Origin of the sequence: Micromonospora chalcea, from assembly GCF_002926165.1 — a bacterium.
Taxonomy (GTDB): domain Bacteria; phylum Actinomycetota; class Actinomycetes; order Mycobacteriales; family Micromonosporaceae; genus Micromonospora; species Micromonospora chalcea.
The window spans coordinates 72,589-92,803 of the sequence record NZ_MAGP01000104.1; the positions used below are offsets into that span (position 1 = coordinate 72,589).

Here is a 20,215-nt window from a genome sequence, read left to right on the forward strand (position 1 = left end):
ACGCCACGGTCAGGGCAGCCGGCGGCGTACCGCGGACGCCACAGTCGCCGCGCGTCCGCCCACGGCCCGGACCACCTGGGACACCTCCGGCAGCCACCCGCCGCGGACCGCCTCACCGGCCGGGTTCGGCGTGAACACGATGCCCCGGTGGGCGGCGATCGGCTGCCGGGTCAGCCCGGCCCGGCGCATCAGCGGTCCGACCAGCGCGTCGTACACCCCGGGCAGGGCGGTGAAGCCGAAGCGCATGACCACGTTGAGCCGCCCCACCGACACCTCGCGGCGCGGCCGGTCGAGGCAGTGCGCGATGGCCCGCGCCACCCGTTCGGGCGAGGCGATCGGCGGCGGCGGACGGCCGACCCGGCCGAGGTAGTTGGCCGCCTGCCGGTAGACGGGTGTGTCCACGCTGCCCGGGTTGACCAGGCAGATCGCGACGCCCGGCGTCTCCCGTGCCTCCTGCTGGAGCGTGCGGGCCAGCCCTTGCAGGCCCCACTTGGCGGCCACGTAGCCGCTCATGTAGGGCGCGGTGATGTGTCCGAGCACCGAGCCGGTGAGCACGAGCGTGCCGCCGCCGGCCCGGAACCGGAGCAGCGCCTCCCGGGCCACCGCCGCGGCGGCCAGCAGGTCGGTGCGGACCACCTGCTCGAACACCTCGGCCGGTGTCTCGTCGAAACGGCCGTAGGACATCACCGCGGCGGTGTGCACCCAGGCGTCGACGCGGCCGTACTCGGCCTGCGCCGCGTCGGCGAGCGCGGCCACCGCGCCGGGCTCGGTCACGTCCATCGGTACGGCGATCGCCCGCGCGCCCGCGGCCCGGCACTCGTCGCGCACCTCGTCGAGCGTGGCGGGGGAGCGGGCCGCGAGGACCAGGCGGTCCCCGCGGCCCGCCAGCTCCAGGGCGGTCGCCCGGCCGATCCCGCTGGTCGCGCCGGTGACGACCACCGTCCGGGTCACGGCGCGAGCACGACCTTGACGCAGCCGTCCTCCTTCTTCTGGAACATCTCGTACGCCCGCGGCGCGTCGGTCAGCGGCAGCCGGTGGGTCCGCAGGTCCTCGACGCCCAGCGGGTCGTCGTCGCGCTCCAGCAGCGGGATGATCTCGTCGACCCAGCGGCGTACGTGGCACTGGCCCATGCGCAGCTGGATGCCCCTGTCGAACATCTCCATCAGCGGCATCGGGTCCTGCTCGCCGCCGTACACGCCGGAGATCGACACGGTGCCGCCGCGCCGTACCGCCTTGAGCGCGGCGTGCAGCACCACGAGCCGGTCCACGCCGGCCTTGTCGGTCATCGCCTGGGCCAGCTTGTCCGGCAGCAGCCCGGCGGCGGTCTGGGCCATCTTGCCCAGCGGCGCGCCGTGCGCCTCCATGCCGACCGCGTCGATCACCGCGTCCGGGCCGCGCCCGTCGACCAGGTCGATGAGCGTGCCGGGCACGTCGTCGAGCTGGCTGACGTCGAGCACCTCGATGCCGTGCCGGCGGGCCATCTCCAGCCGCTCGGGGACCAGGTCCAGCCCGATCACCCGGCCCGCGCCGAGGTGCCGGCCGATCCGGGCGCTGAACTGCCCGACCGGGCCGAGCCCGAACACGGCGAGCGTGCCGCCGGGCGGGACGTCCGCGTACTTCACCGCCTGCCAGGCGGTGGGCAGGATGTCGGAGAGGTAGAGCCAGCGCTCGTCCGGGCCGGTGTCCGGGATCGTGATCGGGCCGAACTGGGCCTGCGGCACGCGCAGGTACTCGGCCTGGCCGCCGGGGATCGAGCCGTACAGCGAGGTGTAGCCGAACAGGGACGCGCCCTTGCCCTGGCTCTTGACCTGCGTGGTCTCGCACTGGGCGTAGAGCTGCCGCTCGCACATCCAGCACGAGCCGCAGGAGATGTTGAACGGGACGACCACCCGGTCGCCCTTCTTGAGCCGGGTCACCCCGGGCCCGACCTCCTCGACGACGCCCATCGGCTCGTGCCCGAGGACGTCGCCGGGCTTCAGGTACGGCCCGAGCACCTCGTACAGGTGCAGGTCGGAACCGCAGATGGCGGTCGAGGTGATCCGGACGATCGCGTCGGTCGGCTCCTCGATCCGGGGGTCCGGGACGTCCTCGACGCGAACGTCCCGCTTGCCGTGCCAGGTCAGTGCCTTCATGCCTGTATGTCCCCTCTCCGGTGCCGTCCATCGGACTGCTACCCGCGAGAGGCGGCTTGAATCGGCGGCGGCCCCCGTACGAGCGCGACCGCCGCACCCCTGGATGCGGGTGCGGCGGTCGCGTGGGTCGTGCCGTGTCCGGTCAGGAGCCGGCGCGCTTGGCGGTCGCCTTCAGGTAGTCCCGGTTGAGCCGGCCGATGGTGTTCAGCGGGATGCCCTTCGGGCAGGCCGCCGCGCACTCGCCGATGTTCGTGCAGCCGCCGAAGCCGGCCTCGTCGTGCGCGTCCACCATGCCGATCACCCGGGTGTAGCGCTCCGGCTGGCCCTGCGGCAGCAGCGAGAGCTGGGTGATCTTCGCGGCGGTGAACAGCATGCCGGAGCCGTTCGGGCAGGCCGCCACGCAGGCGCCGCAGCCGATGCAGGCGGCCGACTCGAACGCGGCGTCGGCGTCGGCCTTCGGCACCGGCACCGAGTGCGCCTCCGGTGCGCTGCCGGTCGGCGCGGTGACGTAGCCGCCGGCGGCGATGATCTGGTCGAACGCGTTGCGGTTGACCACCAGGTCCTTGACGACCGGGAAGGCCCGGGCCCGCCACGGCTCGATGTCGATCGTGTCGCCGTCGGAGAACTGCCGCATGTGCAGCTGGCAGGCGGTGGTGCCGCGCTGCGGGCCGTGCGCCTCACCGTTGATCATGAGGCTGCACATGCCGCAGATGCCCTCGCGGCAGTCGTGGTCGAACGCGACCGGCTCCTCGCCGTCGAGGATCAGCCGCTCGTTGAGCACGTCGAGCATCTCCAGGAAGGACATGTCCGGGGACACGTCCTGCACCGGGTAGGTCACCATCCGACCCTTGTCCTCGGGGCCGTGCTGGCGCCAGATGCGCAGGGTCAGGTTCACTTGTAGCTCCGCTGCGTGGGGTGGACGTATTCGAAGGTCAGGTCTTCCTTGTGCAGCACGGGCTCACCGGTGCCGGTGTACTCCCAGGCCGCCACGTACGCGAACCGGTCGTCGTCGCGCTGCGCCTCGCCGTCGGGCGTCTGGTGCTCGGCCCGGAAGTGACCGCCGCAGGACTCCTCGCGGTGCAGCGCGTCGATGCACATCAGCTCGGCCAGCTCGAAGAAGTCGGCCACCCGGCCGGCCTTCTCCAGCGACTGGTTGAGCCCCTCGCCGTCGCCCGGCACGCGCACCCGCTGCCAGAACTGCTCGCGCAGCGCGCGGATCTCGTCGATCGCCTTGCGCAGCCCGGCCTCGGAGCGCTCCATGCCGCAGTGCTCCCACATGATCTGGCCCAGCTCACGGTGGAACGAGTCCACGGTGCGGTCGCCGTTGATCGCGAGCAGCCGCTTGATCCGGTCCTCGACGTCGGTACGCGCCGCGACCGCCTCGGGGTGGCTCGCGTCGACCTTGTCCAGCGGGCCGGAGGAGGCCAGGTAGTTGGCGAGCGTGTTCGGCAGCACGAAGTAGCCGTCCGCGAGGCCCTGCATCAGCGCCGAGGCGCCGAGCCGGTTCGCGCCGTGGTCGGAGAAGTTGGCCTCACCGATCACGAACAGGCCGGGGATGCTCGACTGCAGGTCGTAGTCGACCCAGAGGCCACCCATCGTGTAGTGCACGGCGGGGTAGATCCGCATCGGCACCTCGTACGGGTCCTCGCCGGTGATCCGCTCGTACATCTCGAAGAGGTTGCCGTACTTGGCCTCGATGGCCTTGCGGCCGAGCCGGTTGATCGCGTCGGCGAAGTCGAGGTAGACGCCGAGGCCGGTCGGGCCGACGCCGCGTCCGGAGTCGCAGACGTTCTTCGCGGCGCGGGAGGCGATGTCGCGGGGGACCAGGTTGCCGAAGGACGGGTAGATCCGCTCCAGGTAGTAGTCCCGCTCGTCCTCGGGGATCTCCCGGGGGCTGCGCTGGTCGCCCTTGGCCTTGGGCACCCATACCCGGCCGTCGTTGCGCAGCGACTCGCTCATCAGGGTCAGCTTCGACTGGTGGTCGCCGGAGACCGGGATGCAGGTCGGGTGGATCTGCGTGTAGCAGGGGTTGGCGAAGTACGCGCCCTTGCGGTGCGCCCGCCAGGAGGCGGTGACGTTGCAGCCCTTGGCGTTCGTGGAGAGGTAGAAGACGTTGCCGTAGCCGCCGGTGGCGAGCACCACCGCGTCGGCCATCTCGGTGCTGATCTCGCCGGTGACCATGTCGCGGACCACGATGCCGCGCGCCCGGCCGTCGACGATCACCAGTTCGAGCATCTCGTGGCGGGCGTTCATCTCCACGTTGCCCAGGCCGATCTGCCGTTCGAGGGCCTGGTACGCGCCGAGCAGCAGCTGCTGGCCCGTCTGGCCCCGGGCGTAGAAGGTGCGCTGCACCTGCGCGCCGCCGAAGGAGCGGGTGTCCAGCAGGCCGCCGTACTCGCGGGCGAACGGCACGCCCTGCGCCACGCACTGGTCGATGATGTTGACCGACACCTCGGCCAGCCGGTGCACGTTCGACTCGCGGGAGCGGAAGTCGCCGCCCTTGACCGTGTCGTAGAAGAGGCGGTGCACCGAGTCGCCGTCGTTGCGGTAGTTCTTGGCGGCGTTGATGCCGCCCTGCGCGGCGATCGAGTGGGCCCGGCGCGGGCTGTCCTGGTAGCAGTAGGACCGCACCTGGTAGCCCTGCTCGGCCAGCGTGGCGGCGGCGGAACCGCCGGCCAGGCCGGTGCCGACCACGATCACCGTCATCTTGCGGCGGTTGGCCGGGTTGACCAGCTTCATCTCGAAGCGGTGGCGCTCCCACCGCGTCTCGATCGGGCCGTCCGGGGCCCGGGTGTCGGCGATCGGGTCGCCTTCGCGGTACAGATCCATGTCAGGACACCAATCCGGTGATCACGGCGAACGGGACCAGCAGGTAGCCGCCGACGAGCGCGACGGCGAAGACGAGCGCGGCGATCCTGGCCCGGCGCTCGCCCTTCGGGGTCTGCTGGCCGAGGCTGCGGAACGCGCTGAACGCGCCGTGGCGCAGGTGGAAGCCGAGGGTCACCAGCGCGAGGGTGTAGAAGAGCGTGACGTACCACCGCTCCGGCGCGAAGTCGGCGACGACGTTGCCGTACGGGTTGGCCGGGTCGCCCTTCGGGTTCAGGTGACCCGTGGTCAGGTCGAGGATGTGGTAGATCACGAAGAGCAGGATGATCACACCACCCCAGCGCATCGTGCGGGCCGCGTAGTTCACGTGGATCTTGCGGCGGTGCGCGTACCGCACCGGGCGGGCGGCCCGGGACCGCATCGCGAGCAGCGTGGCCGCGCCGATGTGCCCCAGCACGGCGACGGTGAGCACGGTGCGCTGGATCCACAGGAACCACGTCGTCGGCAGCAGTGGCGTGCCGATGTCGCGCAGCCAGTGCGCGTAGTGGTCGAACGAGGTCTCGCCCGTGAAGATCTTCAGGTTGCCGAGCATGTGCGCGATCAGGAACAGCACCAGAATGATGCCCGTCACCGCCATGACGGCCTTGAGGCCGACATTGGAGCGGATGGGCGACCGAGTTTTCGTGATTACCACGCGAACGACGCTAGGAGCACTTCGATCAGGCGTCCAATGCATCGAAATCGCAGCGTTGATAGCCGTAGGCTATGTAGATGCAGCTCCATCAGCTTCGGTACTTCGTGGCGGTCGCCGAAGTACGACATTTCACCCAGGCGGCCGATCTTGTCGGCATAACCCAGCCCTCGTTGAGTAAGCAAATTCACGCGCTGGAGGCCGACCTGGGGGCCCCGCTGTTCGAACGGGTAAGGGGCAACATCACCCTCACCGCGGCCGGCGAGGTGCTGCTGCCGCTGGCCAAGCGGATCCTCGCCGACGTGGAGACCGCCACCCGCGAGGTGCAGGAACTGGTGGGGCTGCGCCGGGGTCGCGTCCGGCTCGGCGCCACGCCCAGCCTGGCCACCTCGCTCGCCCCGCCGGTGCTGCGCCGGTTCCGCGACGCGCACCCCACGATCGACCTGCGCGTGGAGGAGGGCGGCTCGCAGGACCTCGTCCGGGACCTGCTCCGCGGCGACCTCGACCTCGCCCTGATCATCATGCCGTCGGCCGGCACCGACCCGGGGCTGCGCGCCGACCCGATCCTGCGCGAGAGCCTGGTGGTCGCCTCCGTCGACCCGCTGCCCGGCGCCTCGGCCACCGGCGAGCTGTCCATCACCGACCTGCGCGACCAGCCGCTGGTCATGTTCCGCGAGGGCTACGACCTGCGCGACGCCACGCTCCAGGCGTGCCGGGCGGCCGGGTTCGAGCCGACCCTGTCCGTCGACGGCGGAGAGATGGACGCCGTGCTCAGCTTCGTCGAGGCCGGGCTCGGCGTCGCGCTGGTGCCCGGCATCGTGGTGGCCCGCCGCGCCGGCATCCGGGTCACCCGGCTCGTACCGCCCGGCGTCCGCCGGACCATCGCGGTGGCCCGCCGCCGCGACGTGGTCCCCACCCACGCCGGGCGCGAGCTGCGCCGCATCCTCCTGGAGTACGTCCACGACGCCACCGCCGCCGACCAGCTCCCCGCCGGTGTCGAGCCGCTTGCCGCCACTTGACGGATCTCCGACATGTCGCGACGAATGTCCTTGCTCGTCCCGGCCGACCGGAACAGCATGGGAAGGCTGATGCCCGGCATGTGAAGACACGGGAGGTTCGCATGCGCCATCAAGACCCGTCCGGGGCCGCCGGCCCGACACCCGCACTGAGCCGGCGTGCCGTCGTCGCCGGCTCCCTGGCCGCCGCCTCGGTCCCGCTGCTCGGCGGTGGCCCCGCCTGGGCCGCGGCGTCACCGGCGACCTCGCTCCTGGCGCCGGCGGACCCGGTCATCGACCCGGCCCTGGAGATCGGCCCGCCGGGGCCGGTCGAGCCACTGCCGAACCTGTCCGCGATCCCGGCCCGGGACATGCCCCGGCTCGCCCCGCGCGCGGCCTCCACCCCGGGCGCCGGCCGCGTCGGCGGACCGACCCGCCGGTACGCCGGCGCGGCGTCGGTGCCGTTCCAGTTCCGGTACGACGACTTCGAGATCCGGGAACTGCCGATCGGCATCGAGCCCTACCACATGACCTCGCCGGTCCCGCTCGTCGATCCCGGTGTGCACGACTCCACCGGGGTGCGCATGGTGCGCCTCGGCGGCCGGCTCTACGACCACCCGGTCGCGCAGGCGCAGTACGGCCTGCACCTGATGGAGGCGCACCGGATCACCGGGAACCTGACATACCTGGACCGGGCGAAGCGGCAGGCGCAGCGCCTGATCGACCGCCGCACGCTGCGCTCCGGCGCGTGGTTCTATCCGTACCCGTTCGACCACCGGCTGCACGGCGGCCCCGACCTCTACCCGGCGCCCTGGTACTCGATGATGGCCCAGGGGCAGGCGCTGAGCCTGTTCACCCGGCTCTACCAGCGCACCGGCGAGACGAAGTGGAAGGGCGCCGCGGACGCCACCTTCGCCTCGTACCTGCTGCCCGCGGCGGCCGGCCAGCCGTGGGGCGTGTACGTGGTCGACGGTCTGCTGTGGCTGGAGGAGTACCCGCACCCGAAGGCGGTCCGCGGCGACCGCACCTACAACGGGCACATGTTCTCCGCGTACGGCCTCTACGACTACTGGGTGCTCACCCGCAACGCCGACGCCAAACTCATGCTGCAGGGCGCGATCACCACCTACCGGGACGTGTGGGAGAAGACCCGGGTGCGGCACTGGCGCAGCCGCTACTGCCTGACCCACGGCATCGACGCCGGCCAGTACCACTCCACCCACATGTTCCAGTTCGTCCAGCAGTACGCCATCACCGGTGACACGTACCTGGCCCAGCTCGCCGACCTCTGGTACACCGACTACCCGCCCTACGGCGTGAAGGGCAACATCCGGTTCTCCTCCGGCACGCACACCGCGTACAAGTTCAACAGCGCCGGCACGGTGACCGCGCGGACGAAGATGACGCTGGCCCGCGCCAGCGCCGCGCCCTCCGGCGACCGCGTGAAGATCATGCGGCAGACCGGGATCTGGTACGCGATCACCGCCGGCACCCTGGCCGGCTACTACGTGCAGGAGTACTCGCCCTACCGGTACCAGGTCGGCATCTGCGCCGGGTTCGGCTACAAGCTGCACCGGCCCGGCACGATAGCCGTCGACGCGCCACCGGCGTACTCGATCGACGCCGCCGGGCTGATGAAGTCGGTGCCCACCACCTACCGGGTCGGTGACGCGGTGGCCATCGACGGCCGCTCGGTGCTCAACGGCCGCGAGCACGTCCGCCTCGTGGAGGGGCCGTACGCCGGTCGCTGGCTCGGCTTCGGCGCGGTGATCCGCCGCTGACCGGACCGCCGCGCCGGCGTCGGCCGGCGCGGCGGATCAGCGGCCCTCGGCGTCGTCCATGGCCCGGTAGATGCGCTGCTCGGAGACCGGGTAGGGGGTTCCCAGGGCCTGGGCGAACACGTTCACCCGCAGCTCCTCGATCATCCAGCGGATCTGGCGGGCCGCCGGGGTCGCGCGCCGCGGCGGGGGCAGCGCGGCGAGCATGTCCTGGTACTCCTTCTGCACCACCGCGATCCGGTCCTGCTGCTGTTTGTCGCGCTGCGGGTTGCCGGGCAGCCGGTCCAGCCGCCGCTCGATCGCGGTCAGGTAGCGCAGCAGGTCGGGCAGGCGCGCGTAGCCGGTCTCGGTGATGAAGCCCTTGTGCACCAGGCCGGTGAGCTGGGCACGGATGTCGGCCAGCGCGGCCACCACCGCCAAGTTGCGGGTCGCGCCGAGCCGCTGCTCCACCGTGTACGCGGCGGCCAGCACCCGGCGGACCCGGTCCATCACCTCGACCACGGTGTCCACCAGGTCGGCCCGCACCTTGTCGCGCAGCGCGGCGAAGCCCTCGGCGTCCCAGGCCGGGCCGCCCGCGTCGCCGATCAGCTTGTCGATCGCCGCGCCGGCCGCGTCCTCGATCAGCTCCGGCACGCTGCCGTGCGGGTTGCGGGACAGCGCCAGCTTCGCCTCGTTGCTCAGCCGTCCCTGGAGGAACTTCGCCGGCGACGGCAGCGTCAGCCGCAGCAGCCGCCGGGTGCCCGCCCAGTGCGCGGCCTCCTGCTCGGCGGCCGAGTCGAACACCTTCACCCCGACGGTGGCGCCCTCGTCCACCAGCGCCGGGTACGCGGTCACCGCGAAGCCGGCGCGGACCTGCTCGATGGTGCGCGGCAGCGCGCCGATCGACCACTCGGTCAGCCCGGAACGGGCCACGTCCGGCGCGGCGGCGGCCACGACCTGCCGTACCTCCTGGCGCAGCTCGCGTTGCAGCGCCGGCAGGTCCTTGCCCTCGGCGACCGGTTTGTCGTCCTCGCCGAGCACCCGGAACGTGACCCGCAGGTGCGGCGGCAGCTTCCCCGGGTCCCAGGCGTCCGGCGGCACTGTCACGCCGGTCATCCGGCGCAGCTGCCGGGTCAGCGCGGCCAGCAGCGGCTCCTCGCCCGGCGTGATCGCGGCCAGCGCGGCGCGCGCGTAGTCGGGCACCGGCACGAAGTTGCGCCGCACCGGCTTGGGCAGCGACCGGATCAGCGCGATCACCAGCTCCTCGCGCAGCCCGGGCACCTGCCAGTCGAAGCTCTCCGCCGGCACCTGGTTGAGCAGCGGCAGCGGGATGTCCACGGTGACGCCGTCGGTCGGCGCGGTCGGGTCGAACGTGTACGTCAGCGGCAGCGTCACGCCGTCGGCCCGCCACTCGTCCGGGAAGTCCTCCTCGTCCACCCCGCCCCGGCCGTCGTTGACGAGCAGCTCGCGGGTGAACGTGAGCAGGTCCGGCTGCTCCCGGCGGGTCTTCTTCCACCACGAGTCGAAGTGCCGGCCGGAGACCACGTCGGCGGGGATGCGCTGGTCGTAGAAGGCGAAGATGGTCTCGTCGTCGACCAGGATGTCGCGGCGCCGGGCCCGGTTCTCCAGCTCCTCGATCTCGGTCAGCAGCTTCTGGTTGTCCCGCCAGAAGTGGTGGTGGGTCTGCCAGTCGCCCTCCACCAGGGCGTGCCTGATGAACAGCTCCCGGCTGAGCACCGGGTCGATCCGCCCGAAGTTCACCTTGCGCGAGGTGACGAGCGGGATGCCGTACAGCGTGACCTTCTCGTAGGCCATCACCGCGGCCTGCTTCTTCTCCCAGTGCGGCTCGCTGTAGCTGCGCTTGACCAGGTGCTGGGCCAGCGGCTCGACCCACTCGACCTCGACCCGCCCGGCCACCCGCCCCCACAGCCGGGACGTCTCCACCAGCTCGGCGGCCATCACCCAGCGCGGCGGCTTCTTGAACAGCGCCGACCCGGGGAAGATCCCGAACTTCGCGCCCCGCGCGCCCAGGTATTCGTGCTTCTGCGCGTCCTTGAGGCCGAGGTGCGACAGCAGGCCGGGCAGCAGCGACTGGTGCACCTTCGGGGTGTCGATCTCCTCCGGCAGGTCGGCGCCGGCGCCGCGCCGGCCCTCACCCTTGTCCGAGGTGCTTCTCACCTGGCGCAACTGGCTGACGATGTCCTGCCACTCCCGTACCCGGAGGTAGTTGAGGTATTCGGCCTTGCACATCCGGCGGAACGCGCTGGAGGACAGCTCCCGCTGCTTCTCCCGCAGGTAGCGCCACAGGTTCAGGTACGCGACGAAGTCGGATTCCTTGTCGGCGAACCGGGCGTGCGCCTGGTCGGCCTGGGCCTGCTTGTCGGCCGGGCGTTCGCGCGGGTCCTGGATGGACAGCGCGGCGGCGATCACCACCACCTCGGTGGCGCAGCCGTTGCGTTCGCCCTCCAGGACCATCCGGGCCAGCCGGGGGTCGACCGGGAGCTGTGCCAGCCGCCGGCCCAGCGCGGTGAGCCGTTTCGCCGGGTCGGTCTCGGCCGGGTCGAGCGCGCCCAGCTCGTGCAGCAGGTTCACGCCGTCGGTGATGTTGCGCCGGTCCGGCGGGTCGATGAACATGATCGTGGCGACGTCGCCGAGCCCGATCGCCGTCATCTGCAGGATGACCGAGGCCAGGTTGGTGCGCAGGATCTCCGGGTCGGTGAACTCGGGGCGGGAGTCGAAGTCCTGCTCGTCGTAGAGGCGGATGCAGATGCCGTCCGAGGTACGCCCGCAGCGGCCCTTGCGCTGGTTGGCGCTGGCCTGCGAGACCGGCTCGATCGGCAGCCGCTGCACCTTCAGCCGGCTGGAGTAGCGGGAGATCCGGGCGGTGCCCGGGTCCACCACGTACTTGATGCCCGGCACGGTCAGCGAGGTCTCCGCGACGTTGGTGGCCAGCACCACCCGGCGGTTGGAGTGCGCGGCGAAGACCCGGTGCTGCTCGGCGGTGGACAGCCGGGCGTACAGCGGCAGGATCTCGGTGCCGAGCAGCGACCGCTTCTTCTGGACCAGCTTGCCCAGCGCGTCGGCGGTGTCGCGGATCTCCCGCTCGCCGCTGAGGAACACCAGGATGTCGCCCGGCCCCTCGGCGGCCAGCTCCTCGACCGCGTCGCCGATGGCCTGGATCTGGTCCCGGACGTTCTCCTCGTCGGCCTCGTCCTCCTCCTCGGCCTCGGTCACCTCGACCAGCGGCCGGTAGCGGACCTCCACCGGATAGGTGCGTCCGGACACCTCGACCACCGGCGCCGGGTTGCCCTCGGCGTCGGCGAAGTGCTTCGCGAACCGGTCGGTCTCGATGGTCGCCGAGGTGATGACCACCTTGAGGTCGGGCCGGCGGGGCAGGAGCTGCCTGAGGTAACCGAGGATGAAGTCGATGTTGAGGCTGCGCTCGTGCGCCTCGTCGATGATCAGCGTGTCGTACTGCCGCAGCATCCGGTCGGTCTGCAACTCGGCCAGCAGGATGCCGTCGGTCATCAGCTTGACCAGGCTGTTCTCGCCCACCTGGTCGGTGAAGCGCACCTTGTAGCCGACCACGTCGCCCAGCTCGGTGCCGAGCTCGTCGGCGATCCGGTCGGCGACCGTGCGGGCCGCCAGCCGGCGGGGCTGGGTGTGCCCGATCAGGCCGGTGATCCCGCGCCCCAGCTCCAGGCAGATCTTGGGGAGCTGGGTGGTCTTGCCGGAGCCGGTCTCACCCGCCACGATCACCACTTGATGGTCGCGGATCGCGGCGGCGATGTCGTCCTTGCGCTCACTCACCGGCAACTGCGCCGGGTAGGTGATCGCCGGCACGGCCGCGCGGCGCGACTCCAGCCGGGCCTCCGCCCGGGTCACCTCGGCCCCGATCTCGGCCAGCGCCGCGTCCCGCCGCTGCGGGTCACGCAGCCGCCGCACGCCGTCGAGCCGCCGCTGGAGGCGGCGCTGGTCGCGGAACATCAGCGGGGCGAGGCGGCGGTGCAGGTCGCGGGCGGTCTCAGGGGCGGCGGGTACGGCTGGCTTCTGCATGTCGTCGCCAAGGATAGGCAGCCGCGCGGCGGACCGCCCCCGGGTTACCGGCGACGGGCGCGCCGTCACCGGCGGGCCGCCCGGCGGGGATAAAGTTGCCGCCGACGGGGGCCGACGGGGCCGACGAGGGGCGGGGATGATCATGCGGGACACCGACCGGGCGCTCGTGCAGGCCGCCACCGCCGTGGCGAAGCTGCGCTGCCGCAGCGACAACCACACCGTCGCCGCCGCCGTACGCAGCACCGACGGCCGGGTGTTCAGCGGCGTCAACGTCTACCACTTCACCGGCGGCCCGTGCGCCGAGGTGGTGGCGATCGGGGCCGCCGCGACCCAGGGCGCCGGCGAGCTGGAGACGATCGTCGCGGTGGGGGACCGGGGCCGGGGCGTCATCCCGCCGTGCGGGCGCTGCCGTCAGGTGCTGCTCGACTACTTCCCGGCGATCAAGGTGATCGTCGGCCCGCCCGACGGGCTGCGCGCGGTCCCGATCGCCGACCTGCTGCCCGAGACGTACGTCTGGTCCGACCAGCAGGTCGAGGTGCCGGCCGGACCGCGTGCCCCGCTGTGGCCGACCCCGGTGGTGCCGGGCGTCCGGCAGGCCGCCGAGGACTGACCGGCGCTCCGGTCCGGCGCGCTGAGCCGCAACGCTCAGTCGCCGGCCGCGGCCTCCAGCATCGAGCGGGGCACCGGCACCTGCTCGAAGCGGACCTGACCCTCCGGCACCATCCAGCTGCTGACCTGCGCGACGAGCCGGCCCGCGCGGACCGCCGGGTCGTTCGCGTACAGCTCCCGGGCCATCTGCGGGTCCACCGACAGCACCGCGAAACCGCGGATCCGCTCGTCGTCGCCGTCCAGGAACGGCCCGGCCGCGAGCACCGCGCCCTGCTCCACCAGCCCGGCCTGGTGGGCCAGGTGGGCGTCCTGGATCCGCTCCAGGGCGTCGGGCGGCAGGTCCGGCGCGTCGTCCGGACGGACCAGGAGCACCACCGTGTGCCTGTCGAATCGCATGTCCTCAGGCTAGGTGCTGCCGGGCGCGCAGTGCCCGGATCGACCAGTCCAGCACCGGCGCCAGGCTCTCGGCCGGTGGCCAGCCGTTGATCACGGAGAGCAGCTCCAGGTACCGCTCCCGGCGAGGGTCGCTCGCGGTCCGCAACCGGTCCAGCATCCGCCGGCGCAGGTCGGCGTCGTCCGGCCTGCCGCAGATCCGCGCGTACCGGGCCGCCGCCCGGGCCACGATCGGATCCGCGTCGGGCGAGGCCGGCTCGACGCCGTCGGCGAGCGCCGGGGCCACCTCATCCCGGACCACGGCGACCACGTCCCGGCGTACGCCCTCGGCGCCGTTCCGGTCCGCCGCGTGCTGCTCGGCCAGCCGGCGCAGCCCAGCCCGGAATCCCGGGTCCAGGGTCAGCTCGGCCAGCTCCACCCACGCCTCGATCTGACAGTCGTCCGGATCGTCCGGCAGCTCTGGTGTGAGCGACCGGCGGATGCCCGCGAACCCCGGATCGGTCAGGCCGCCGAACGCCGCGTCGAGGAACTCGTCGACCAGCCGCCGTCGTTCCCGCACGGCCAGGCCCGCCAGCCGGTGCAGCAGGTCGGCCTCGGACGGCGTGGCCCCGCGCCGGGCGATCACCGTGAGGACCGCGCGGCGCGTCCGCAGCAGGCGGATCTGCGCGGTCAGCGCGTCCGCGTGCGCCGAGGCGACCTCGGCCAGGGTGACCTCCCGGGTCACCACCCGGCGCACAGTGGGCAGGTCCACACCCAGCTCGCGCAACGTCCGTACCAGGTCGAGCCGGGCCACCGCGGCCGCGTCGTAGCGGCGCTGACCGGCCGGCCCTCGGTCGGTGGGCGGCACGACGCCACGGTCGGACCAGAACCGGATGGTCTTCACCGGCAGCCCGGTCCGCCGGGCCAGGTCACCGATCGAGTAGCGCTCCGCACCGTCCATGGCATCCACCATCGTGCCTCCCCCTGGTGGAGGCGCAACCCGCTTAGGTACGCCTTAGCAGGTCAGCTAAGGTAAGGCGCACCTAACCGGAAGGCGAAACCCCTCGTGACCACCGTCGCCGTCCGGCCCGCGCGGGCCGGGGCTCCCGTCCGCCGCGGCACCGTCCGCCGCGTCGCGGTCACCGTGGCGGCGGCGCTCCTGCTCCTGCTGGCGCTGCTGGCCAGTCTCGCGCTCGGCAGCCGTCATTTCCCCGTCGACCAGGTGTGGCACGCGCTCGTCTCTCCGGACGGCGGCGACGCCACCACCGTGGTCCGGGAACTGCGGCTGCCGCGTACCGTCCTCGGGCTGGTCGTCGGCCTCGCGCTGGCGCTGGCCGGGGTGCTGTTCCAGGCGGTCACCCGCAACCCGCTGGCCGAGCCGCGCATTCTCGGCATCAGCGCCGGGGCCTCGTTCGGCGTGGTGCTGGCCATCGCCGTGTTCGGGGTCGGCACGCTCGCCGGGTACGTCTGGTTCGGCATCGCCGGCGCGCTGCTCACCGGGCTGCTCGTGTTCGCGGTCGCCAACCGCGCCCGCGACGGCGCCAGCCCGGTCACCCTCGCGCTCGTCGGCGCGGCCCTCGACGCCGGTCTCGGCGCCATCGTGTACGCGCTGCTCAGCATCGACGCCCGCACGTTCGAGGAGTACCGCTTCTGGGTGGTCGGCGGGCTGACCGGCCGGGGCGTCGGCGTGGCCGGTCAGGTGCTCCCGTTCGTGGCGGCCGGCGTGCTGCTGGCCCTGCTGGCCGCCCGTGGCCTGGACGCGCTCGCCCTCGGCGACGACGTGGCCCGGGGGCTCGGCCACCGGGTCGCCCTGGTCCGGCTGGCCGCCGGCGGCGGTGGCGTGCTGCTCACCGGCGCCGCGGTGGCCGCAGCCGGGCCGATCGCGTTCGTCGGGCTGGCGGTGCCGCACCTGGCCCGGGCGCTCGTGGGCGCCGACCACAGGTGGACGCTGCTGGTCGCCGCGCTGCTCGGCCCCGCGCTGGTGCTGGCGGCCGACGTGACGGGCCGCCTGGTCGCCCCGCCCGGCGAGATCCCCGCGGGCATCATCACCGCCCTGCTGGGCGCCCCGCTGCTGGCCTACCTGGTCCACCGAGCCAAAACGGTGACGACATGACCACCCCGGTCCCCGGCACAGACTCCCGCGATCTTGCACTTGCCGCCCCGGCGAAAGGGGCGATCCCGGCGCGGTCGGGGCAGCAAGTGCAAGATCAACGACGTGGGCCGCGGGGGGCCGGGCGCGGGGTTCTGCGGGTCGGGGCGGCGGTGGCGGTGCCGTTCCGGTGGCGTCCTGTCGTCTTGGCGCTGGTGCTGTTCGTGCTGCTCTGCCTCGCGGTGGTGGTCAGCCTGTCGCTGGGGACGCCGTACGTGGCCCCCGTCGACGTGGTGCGGTCGCTCTCCGGCGCGGGCACCCCGTACGACCTCGTGGTGCGCGACCTGCGACTGCCCCGCGCCGTCCTCGCGGCGGTCGCCGGGGCGGCCTTCGGCGTGGCCGGCACGCTGATCCAGAGCGTGGCCCGCAACCCCCTGGCCAGCCCCGACGTCATCGGCGTCACCCAGGGCGCCGGGCTGGCCCCCACGATCGCGCTGACCAGCGGCGCGGCGGCGGTGCTGGTGGCGCCGGCGGCGCTGCTCGGCGGCCTGGCCGCGGCGGTGCTGGTGTTCGCGCTCGGCGCCCGGCACGGCCTGGCCGCCCAGCGGTTCGTGCTCGCCGGCGTGGCGGTGGCCTTCGCGTTCCGGGCGCTGATCGAGGTCGTCATGCTCACCGCCGACCCGATCGACGGGCTGCGCGCGCAGATCTGGCTCATCGGCACGCTCGCCGGCAAGGGGTGGAGCGAGGCGGCCTGGATCGCCGGCACGCTCGCCGTGCTGCTGCCGGTGCTGCTCTGGGCCGGCTGGGCGCTACGCAGCAGCACGCTCGACGACGACACCGCGCGGGGGATCGGCCTGCGGCCGGTGGCCCGGCGCATCGGCCTGGCCGGAACCGGCGTGCTGGCCGCCGCGATGGTCACCGCCCAGGTGGGCGCGGTGGACTTCGTGGCGCTCGTGGCCCCGCAGGTGGCCCGCCGGCTGGCCCGGACCGAGCGACCGCCGCTGCTCTGCGCCGCGCTGCTGGGCGCGTTGCTGCTGGTGCTCGCCGACCTGGGCGCCCGGCGGCTGCTGGCGCCCACCCAACTGCCGGCCGGCGTGCTGACCGCGGCGATCGGCGGGCCGTACCTGATCTTCGTGCTGCTGCGCACCCGAGGGAGGCGCTCGTGACCGCGCTGCTGTCCACCCGCGACCTGGTCGTCGGCTACGAGGGCCGGACCGTGCTGGACGGACTGGACCTCGACCTGCCGGCCGACACGTTCACCGTGATCGTCGGCCCGAACGCCTGCGGCAAGTCGACGCTGCTGCGCACCATGGCCCGGCTGCTCACGCCCCGGCGGGGCGCGGTGCTGCTCGACGGCGCGGCGATCCGGGACCTGCCCACCCGGGACGTGGCCCGGCGACTCGGCGTCCTGCCGCAGAGCCCGCTGGTGCCCGAGGGGATCACCGTGGCCGACCTGGTCGGGCGCGGCCGGCAGCCCTACCAGCGCTGGTGGCGGCAGTGGTCGGCCGAGGACGGCCGGGCGGTCGAGGAAGCCATGCGGCTGGCCGACGTCGCCGGGCTGGCCGACCGGGCGGTGGACACGCTCTCCGGCGGCCAGCGCCAGCGGGTGTGGATCGCCATGACGCTGGCCCAGGACACCGACGCGCTGCTGCTGGACGAGCCCACCACGTACCTCGACCTGGCCCACCAGGTGGAGGTGCTGGACCTGCTGCACCGGCTGCGCGCCGAGCGGGGCCGGACCGTGGTGGCCGTGCTGCACGACCTCAACCAGGCGGCCCGGTACGCCGGTCACCTGATCGCCATGCGCGACGGCGCGGTGGTCGCCGCCGGCGAGCCGCGCGAGATCCTCACCGCCGACCTGGTCCGCGACGTGTTCGGGCTGGACTGCGTGGTCGTGCCCTGCCCGGTCAGCGGCGCCCCGCTCGTGGTGCCGGCCCTCACCCAGACCTCGGCCGTTCCGGCCGCCACGCCGGCCACGGCCGGCGTCCCCGTCGGCGACGCCTGAGCGCGCCGACCCGCACCACCGAAAGGAACACCATGCGTCGTCTCGCCGTCGCACTCACCGCCGCGCTCGCCCTCGGCGTCGGTCTCACCGCCTGCGGGGAGAGCGATCCCGTCGGCGGCGCCGGCACCGGGGAGACCCGGGAGATCACCCACGCCATGGGCACCACGAAGGTGCCCGCCGAGCCGAAGCGTGTGGTCGTGCTCGACACCGACAAGATCGACACCGCGCTGTCGCTCGGCGTCACCCCGGTCGGCGCGGCCACCGCCGGTGAGGCGAAGAGCTGGCCCACCTACTTCGGCGCGGACAAGCTCGCCGGCATCACCGAGGTCGGCGTGCTCACCGAGCCGGACCTGGAGGCGATCAACGCGCTCAACCCGGACCTCATCCTGGGCAGCAAGTTCCGCCAGGAGAAGTTCTACGACGAGCTGTCCAAGATCGCCCCGACCGTCTTCACCGAGAAGGTCGGCATCACCTGGAAGGAGAACTTCCTCCTCGACGGCGCGGCGCTGGGCAAGGAGCAGCAGGCCAAGGACCTGCTGGCCGAGTACGAGAAGCGGGCGAAGGACTTCGGCGCCAAGCTCGGCGACGCCGCGTCCCGCAAGGTCTCCATCGTGCGCTTCATGCCGACCGAGATCCGCCTGTACGGGCCGGACTCCTTCTCCGGCATCGTCGTCGGCGACACCGGCCTGGGCCGCCCCGAGCGGCAGATGCTCGCCGGCAAGGAGGACAAGCGGATGGACCGGGTCAGCCCGGAGCGCATCGCCGAGGCCGACGGCGACGTGGTGTTCGTGACCGCGTACGGCGAGAAGGCCGCCGCCGAGCAGGCCAAGGTCACCGGCGGCACGCTGTGGAAGGGCCTGTCCGCGGTCAAGGCCGGCAAGGCGCACGTGGTCTCCGACGAGATCTGGATGACCGGCATCGGCGTGGGCGCCGCCAACAAGATCCTGGACGACCTGGAGAAGTACCTGGCCGCCTGAGCCCCGATCACCAGCGCCCGTCCAGCCGCACGAGGCCGGACGGGCGCTGGCGTGTTTCAGGCGGCCAGCTGCCAGAGCAGGAACGCGTTGAGGGCCACCACGAACGCGGTGATCGCCACCGCCGCCGCGGTGGTGGCCCGCCGGTTGACCAGGCTGCCCATCAGGTCCCGGCGCCGGGTGAACATCACCACCGGGATCAGCGCGAACGGGATGCCGAAGCTCAGCACCACCTGCGACAGCACCAGCGCGCGGGTCGGGTCGACGCCGATCGCGAGCACCGCCAGCGCGGGCAGCAGCGTGATCATCCGGCGGATCAGCAGCGGGATCCGGCGGCGCAGGAAGCCCTGCATGATGATCTCGCCGGCGTACGTGCCGACGCTCGTGGAGGCGAGGCCGGACAGGAGCAGCGCGACCGCGAAACCGACCGCGGCGGCCGTACCGAGCGTGGTGGCGAGCCCGGCGTGCACACCTTCGAGGGTGTCGGTGCCGGGGATCGACGTGCCGTGGAAGCTGCTCGCCGCCACCAGCAGCATGGCCAGGTTGACCGCCCCGGCGACGCCGAGCGCGATCAGCACGTCGACCCGCAGGCCCTTGGCGATCACCCGTCGCTGCGCCTCGCCCTCGGCGGGCAGGCGGTTCGGCGTCAGCGCCGAGTGCACGTAGATGACGTGCGGCATCACCGTCGCGCCCAGGATGCCGGCGGCGAGCAGCATGCTGTCGGTGCCCTGCATGCGGGGCAGCAGGCCGGCCGCGGCGTCGGACACGTCCGGCTGCGCGGTGACCAGGTTGACCGCGAACGCCAGCACGATCACCCCGAGCAGCACCGCGATGGCGATCTCGAACGTCCGGAAACCTCTGGAGCGCAGCGCCAGGATGGCGAACGAGGCGGCGCCGACGATCAGGCCGCCGGGCAGCAGCGGGACGCCGAACAGCAGGTACAGCGCGACCGCCCCGCCGATCACCTCGGCCAGGTCGGTGGCCATGGCGACCAGTTCGGCCTGCGCCCACATGACTCGGTTCAGCGGCCGGGGCAGGTGCTCCCGGCACAGTTCGGGCAGGCTGCGCCCGGTGGCCAGGCCGAGCTTGGCGGTGAGCGTCTGCACCAGCATGGCGGCCAGGTTCGCCGCCACCACCACCCAGACCAGCAGATAGCCGTACCGGGCCCCGGCGGTGGAGTTGGTGGCGAAGTTGCCGGGGTCGACGTAGGCGACCGCCGCTACGAACGCGGGCCCGAGCAGGATGAGGCGTCCGCGTACCGGGCGCGGGGCGCGGGCGGTCCGCAGTGGGGGTACGACAGGCGAGTCGTTTGTTACCACTGGTGCTCCTCGACGGACGACGGGCGGCGGGACGAGACGACGACCGGCGGGGGCGAGGCGGAGTCAGGCGGGTTGTTCCCGACTATTACTCACATATGCCACTAACCTGAGCACGGAGGGGAAAGCGCACACGAGGGACGGTGTCGCCCCGCCGCGGCGGCTGCTCCGGCCCGGTCGATCGCCCCGGGCGCAGCACGCCGAACGGCCGTCCCGGGTGCGGGACGGCCGTTCGGTGGGGCGGCGGTGAGCCGGATCGGATCGGTCGGATGCTCCTATGGATGTCAAGGGGTGTTGAGGGCGGTGTAGTCGGCGAGGAGGGCGGTGTGGACCTCGCGGATGATGTAGCGCTTGAGGCAGCGGATGATCTCTTTCTTGGTGAGGCCTTGTTTG

The 20,215-nt window shown here is 72.8% G+C and carries 16 protein-coding genes; 7 read left to right on the plus strand and 9 right to left on the minus strand.

Annotation, left to right across the window (positions count from 1 at the left end; genetic code table 11):
* Positions 1-9 precede the first annotated feature (9 nt).
* From BAW75_RS12000 to BAW75_RS12020, 5 genes are all read right to left on the minus strand, one after another.
* The gene (locus BAW75_RS12000; RefSeq protein ID WP_043325083.1) at positions 10-951 is read right to left on the minus strand and encodes an SDR family NAD(P)-dependent oxidoreductase; all 942 of its coding nucleotides are present in this window, start codon (positions 949-951) and stop codon (positions 10-12) included.
* On the minus strand, positions 948-2,132 hold the full coding sequence (locus BAW75_RS12005) for a zinc-dependent alcohol dehydrogenase (RefSeq protein WP_064447499.1): 1,185 nt from the start codon (positions 2,130-2,132) through the stop codon (positions 948-950). The genes BAW75_RS12000 and BAW75_RS12005 overlap by 4 nt, the downstream gene beginning before the upstream one ends.
* A 142-nt stretch (positions 2,133-2,274) precedes the next feature.
* Positions 2,275-3,027, minus strand: a complete 753-nt coding sequence (locus tag BAW75_RS12010; protein ID WP_030499798.1) for a succinate dehydrogenase/fumarate reductase iron-sulfur subunit — start codon at positions 3,025-3,027, stop codon at positions 2,275-2,277.
* Positions 3,024-4,961, minus strand: coding sequence for a fumarate reductase/succinate dehydrogenase flavoprotein subunit (locus BAW75_RS12015; RefSeq protein ID WP_104113620.1), 1,938 nt, complete (start codon positions 4,959-4,961; stop codon positions 3,024-3,026). The genes BAW75_RS12010 and BAW75_RS12015 overlap by 4 nt, the downstream gene beginning before the upstream one ends.
* 1 nt (position 4,962) lies before the next feature.
* Positions 4,963-5,694 (minus strand): succinate dehydrogenase cytochrome b subunit, encoded by a 732-nt coding sequence (locus tag BAW75_RS12020; protein WP_208635235.1) that lies wholly within the window; start codon positions 5,692-5,694, stop codon positions 4,963-4,965.
* A 35-nt stretch (positions 5,695-5,729) separates the two neighbouring features.
* Here BAW75_RS12020 and BAW75_RS12025 point away from each other — a divergent pair, with 35 nt between their 5' ends.
* Both BAW75_RS12025 and BAW75_RS12030 read left to right on the plus strand, forming a co-directional pair.
* Complete coding sequence (locus BAW75_RS12025; protein ID WP_104113621.1) at positions 5,730-6,668, plus strand: LysR family transcriptional regulator; 939 nt, start codon at positions 5,730-5,732, stop codon at positions 6,666-6,668.
* A gap of 101 nt (positions 6,669-6,769) precedes the next feature.
* Positions 6,770-8,425, plus strand: coding sequence for a D-glucuronyl C5-epimerase family protein (locus tag BAW75_RS12030; RefSeq protein ID WP_051611076.1), 1,656 nt, complete (start codon positions 6,770-6,772; stop codon positions 8,423-8,425).
* A 36-nt stretch (positions 8,426-8,461) separates the two neighbouring features.
* Here BAW75_RS12030 and hrpA read toward each other — a convergent pair whose 3' ends face one another.
* Complete coding sequence (gene hrpA, locus BAW75_RS12035) at positions 8,462-12,457, minus strand: ATP-dependent RNA helicase HrpA (protein ID WP_104113622.1); 3,996 nt, start codon at positions 12,455-12,457, stop codon at positions 8,462-8,464.
* 142 nt (positions 12,458-12,599) lie between these two features.
* On the opposite strand from hrpA, the gene BAW75_RS12040 reads away from it, so the two are divergent.
* Positions 12,600-13,067, plus strand: a complete 468-nt coding sequence (locus BAW75_RS12040) for a cytidine deaminase family protein (RefSeq protein ID WP_244206091.1) — start codon at positions 12,600-12,602, stop codon at positions 13,065-13,067.
* Positions 13,068-13,102: 35 nt separating this feature from the next.
* Here the strand turns inward: BAW75_RS12040 and BAW75_RS12045 are convergent, their stop codons facing one another.
* Positions 13,103-13,462, minus strand: a complete 360-nt coding sequence (locus BAW75_RS12045; RefSeq protein WP_104113624.1) for a YciI family protein — start codon at positions 13,460-13,462, stop codon at positions 13,103-13,105.
* A gap of 4 nt (positions 13,463-13,466) precedes the next feature.
* Positions 13,467-14,399, minus strand: coding sequence for a helix-turn-helix domain-containing protein (locus BAW75_RS12050; RefSeq protein WP_104113625.1), 933 nt, complete (start codon positions 14,397-14,399; stop codon positions 13,467-13,469).
* 105 nt (positions 14,400-14,504) lie between these two features.
* Between BAW75_RS12050 and BAW75_RS12055 the strand changes: the two genes are divergently transcribed.
* From BAW75_RS12055 to BAW75_RS12070, 4 genes are all read left to right on the plus strand, one after another.
* The gene (locus tag BAW75_RS12055; RefSeq protein WP_104113626.1) at positions 14,505-15,551 is read left to right on the plus strand and encodes a FecCD family ABC transporter permease; all 1,047 of its coding nucleotides are present in this window, start codon (positions 14,505-14,507) and stop codon (positions 15,549-15,551) included.
* A gap of 191 nt (positions 15,552-15,742) precedes the next feature.
* Complete coding sequence (locus BAW75_RS12060) at positions 15,743-16,693, plus strand: FecCD family ABC transporter permease (RefSeq protein ID WP_244206092.1); 951 nt, start codon at positions 15,743-15,745, stop codon at positions 16,691-16,693.
* Positions 16,690-17,532: an ABC transporter ATP-binding protein gene (locus BAW75_RS12065; RefSeq protein WP_069089928.1), complete on the plus strand. Its 843-nt coding sequence runs from the start codon at positions 16,690-16,692 to the stop codon at positions 17,530-17,532. The genes BAW75_RS12060 and BAW75_RS12065 overlap by 4 nt, the downstream gene beginning before the upstream one ends.
* 32 nt (positions 17,533-17,564) lie before the next feature.
* Positions 17,565-18,509 carry an ABC transporter substrate-binding protein gene (locus tag BAW75_RS12070; protein ID WP_043325074.1) on the plus strand — a complete coding sequence of 315 codons (945 nt, stop codon included), beginning with the start codon at positions 17,565-17,567 and terminating at the stop codon, positions 18,507-18,509.
* Between the two features lie 56 nt (positions 18,510-18,565).
* On the opposite strand, the gene BAW75_RS12075 is transcribed toward BAW75_RS12070, so the two are convergent.
* Positions 18,566-19,825, minus strand: a complete 1,260-nt coding sequence (locus BAW75_RS12075; protein ID WP_104113628.1) for an Nramp family divalent metal transporter — start codon at positions 19,823-19,825, stop codon at positions 18,566-18,568.
* Positions 19,826-20,215 lie beyond the last annotated feature (390 nt).

Bases quoted from the DNA above. Each gene is read 5' to 3' on its own strand.
- BAW75_RS12005 (WP_064447499.1), bottom strand. From the start codon at position 2,132: ATGAAGGCACTGACCTGGCACGGCAAGCGGGACGTTCGCGTCGAGGAC.
- BAW75_RS12015 (WP_104113620.1), bottom strand. From the start codon at position 4,961: ATGGATCTGTACCGCGAAGGCGACCCGATCGCCGACACCCGGGCCCCG.
- BAW75_RS12020 (WP_208635235.1), bottom strand. From the start codon at position 5,694: ATGCATTGGACGCCTGATCGAAGTGCTCCTAGCGTCGTTCGCGTGGTA.
- BAW75_RS12025 (WP_104113621.1), top strand. From the start codon at position 5,730: ATGCAGCTCCATCAGCTTCGGTACTTCGTGGCGGTCGCCGAAGTACGA.
- BAW75_RS12030 (WP_051611076.1), top strand. From the start codon at position 6,770: ATGCGCCATCAAGACCCGTCCGGGGCCGCCGGCCCGACACCCGCACTG.
- hrpA (WP_104113622.1), bottom strand. From the start codon at position 12,457: ATGCAGAAGCCAGCCGTACCCGCCGCCCCTGAGACCGCCCGCGACCTG.
- BAW75_RS12040 (WP_244206091.1), top strand. From the start codon at position 12,600: ATGCGGGACACCGACCGGGCGCTCGTGCAGGCCGCCACCGCCGTGGCG.
- BAW75_RS12045 (WP_104113624.1), bottom strand. From the start codon at position 13,462: ATGCGATTCGACAGGCACACGGTGGTGCTCCTGGTCCGTCCGGACGAC.
- BAW75_RS12050 (WP_104113625.1), bottom strand. From the start codon at position 14,399: ATGGACGGTGCGGAGCGCTACTCGATCGGTGACCTGGCCCGGCGGACC.
- BAW75_RS12070 (WP_043325074.1), top strand. From the start codon at position 17,565: ATGCGTCGTCTCGCCGTCGCACTCACCGCCGCGCTCGCCCTCGGCGTC.